A 2391-nucleotide genomic window follows, 5' to 3' on the forward strand; every position below is an offset into this window, starting at 1 on the left:
CACCGGCACCCGTCCCGGCAGCAGGCGCTGCACCTGCTGCCGGGACGGGTGCCGGTGTGGCGGGTGGTGGTGGGGGTCAGGCCCGGCCTGCCGCAGGTGCGGGCCGCTTTGTGCGAGGCGCTGGGGCTGCCGTCGGGGTCGCTGACCCACCGCGCCGGGCCGGCCGACCAGGCTCTGGCGGAGGCGCTGGCCGAGCCGGGGGTGCTGTTCCTCGACGACGCGCAGCGCCTGTCGCCGCCGGTGCTGGACTACCTGCGGCAGCTGTGGGACGCGCCGGGCTGCGCGGCCGCCCTGGTGCTGTGCGGGGCAGGCAGCGAGCGGGCGCTGGCCCGGGCAGCGGCCATGCGCTCCCGGGTCCTGACCTGGCACCAGGTCAGCCGTCTCGACACAGGGGACCGCTGGGCTTGTTCCACCCGGTGTGGGAGGACGCCGACCCGGCCGACCTGGTGGCCGCGGACGAGCAGACCGCTCGCGGCAACTTCCGTACCTGGGCGAAGATCACCTCGCATGTCTGCGCCGCCCGGGGCCGTGACCCCGGCATACGGGTGGGACGGGACGCGATCGACCAGGCCTGCGCCCGCCTCGGCCCGTACCCGTGACGGCCGGCCCTTCCCACCGTGCCCGCGACACACCGGGCCCGACGGCAGAGCCTCACCCCGCTCGACGAAGAGAAGGACGCGATGACGGACAGCAGACCGCAGGACACCCAAGTCGGTCACGGTGCAGGCGGGCACGCGCTGCCGGCGCCGGGGGGTCCGGCCGGCGTGCTCGGGGAGCAGCCACTGGTCGCGCTACGGGCGCCCGCGGTGCGCCGTCTGCTGGCGCTGCGGGCCCGGGACGGTCTCTCGCGGCAGCACGTGCGGCTGGCGGGAGAGTGCCTGGGGTATCGGAGCGCACGGTATGGCGATGGTTGGCCGAGGCCACCCAGAGCCCGGCGGCAGCCGCGCACCCCGGCGCCCGCCATACCGACCGCTTCGAGATCACCGCAGAGATCCGGGTGCTGCTGGCGTACTGGCACGGCAACGCCTCCGCGGTCCACCGCCAGCTCGTGGCGCGCGCGGCGGCTGTGCCCGCAGGAGTAGGCGCGCAAGCGTCCGGCGCCACCGAGCAGCCGGACCCGGTGGTCGTTCCGGGCGGGGCGGCCATGTCGCAGGTGCCGCTGCTGGATCCGGTCCCGTCCCTGTCGACGTTCCTGCGCGCGCTGCGCCGTGACCTGACGGCGGGAGAGCGTGCCGGTCTCGCCCTCGGGCCGGAAGCGGCACGTGCCCATGACGTGTTCGGCAAGCGGCCGGCGTTCTGGCGCAACCACGCCTGGGAGACCGACCACGTCCAGGCCCCACTCCTGGTCGACGCCGACGGCGACCTGGTGCGCCCGTGGATCACCTGGTTCATCGACACCGCCACCAAGGTCATCACCGGCACCGCCGTCACTCCGGGCCACCCCTCCCGCGCGTCGGTACTGGCCGCCCTGCGCGCAGCCGTGGTGCGGGAGGAGCCCTACGGCCCGGCCGGGGGAGTGCCGGAGCTGGTGAGGGTGGACCGGGGCAAGGACTTCCTGTCCGCCGCCGTCACCACCGCGCTCGGCGCGATGGGCGTGACGGTCAAGGACCTGCCCGCCTACAGCCCGCACCTGAAAGGCACGGTGGAGAACCTCAACCGGGCCGCGGACCGGATGCTGTTCGCCGCCCTGCCCGGCTACACCGCCAGCTCCTCTGCACGCCCCCGTCCCGGCCGACGTGGGCGCACCGCCGGTTTCAAAGGGCCGGCGCCCGCCCTGTCGTTCCAGGACTTCACCACAGAGGTCCTGGCGTGGACGAACTGGTGGAACACCGCGCACCACCCGAAAGCCCTGTCGGGCCGTACACCGCTGGAGGCGTGGCAGGCCGATCCGACCCCTGTCACCGACATCCCCGCAGCCGACCTGTGGGCCTTCACCCTCGAGGACGACGGCCAGCCCCGGAAGCTGACCAGCCACGGCGTGCAATGGCGCGGCCGCACCTACACCGCGGCGTGGATGACCGGCCAGGCAGGCCGCCAGGTCCGCGTGCGCTACATGCCCCACCACGACCACGAGATCGAAGTATGCGATAGCCGCGGCCGCCACCTTGGCCCCGCACACCTCGCGGACGCAGCCACCCCCGAGCAACTGCAGGCGCTGCGCGAGGCACGTACGGAACGCGCCCGGCGCCTGCGCGCCGACGCCAAGGCCGCCGAACGGCTGCGCCGCCAGCGGTTCGCCCCCACCACCAGCGCCGAGCCCGCCCAGCGGCTGGGAGCCGTCACGGCCGCCCAAGCCGACCGCGAACTCGACTCCGCCGACTACACCGACATCGCAAGACTGGCGCTGCCCGACCTGATCCCGCCCGCCCCGCCGCCGGCGCACTGGCGCAC

General features: G+C 74.7%; 2 protein-coding genes and 1 pseudogene. All 3 read left to right on the forward strand.

The genetic code is table 11. The features are described 5' to 3' along the window. Positions 1-96: 96 nt before the first annotated feature. Positions 97-300, forward strand: a pseudogene (locus tag PV679_RS36345) (ATP-binding protein); the annotation flags it as partial. Between the two features lie 104 nt (positions 301-404). Beyond that, positions 405-599, forward strand: coding sequence for a hypothetical protein (locus tag PV679_RS35915; protein WP_319685481.1), 195 nt, complete (start codon positions 405-407; stop codon positions 597-599). A 311-nt stretch (positions 600-910) separates the two neighbouring features. Then, positions 911-2391, forward strand: a 1481-nt coding sequence (locus PV679_RS35920) for a transposase family protein (protein WP_319685482.1), incomplete at its 3' end; no start/stop codon positions are given.

The sequence above is a fragment of the Streptomyces sp. AK02-01A genome (assembly GCF_033795305.1).
GTDB lineage: Bacteria > Actinomycetota > Actinomycetes > Streptomycetales > Streptomycetaceae > Streptomyces.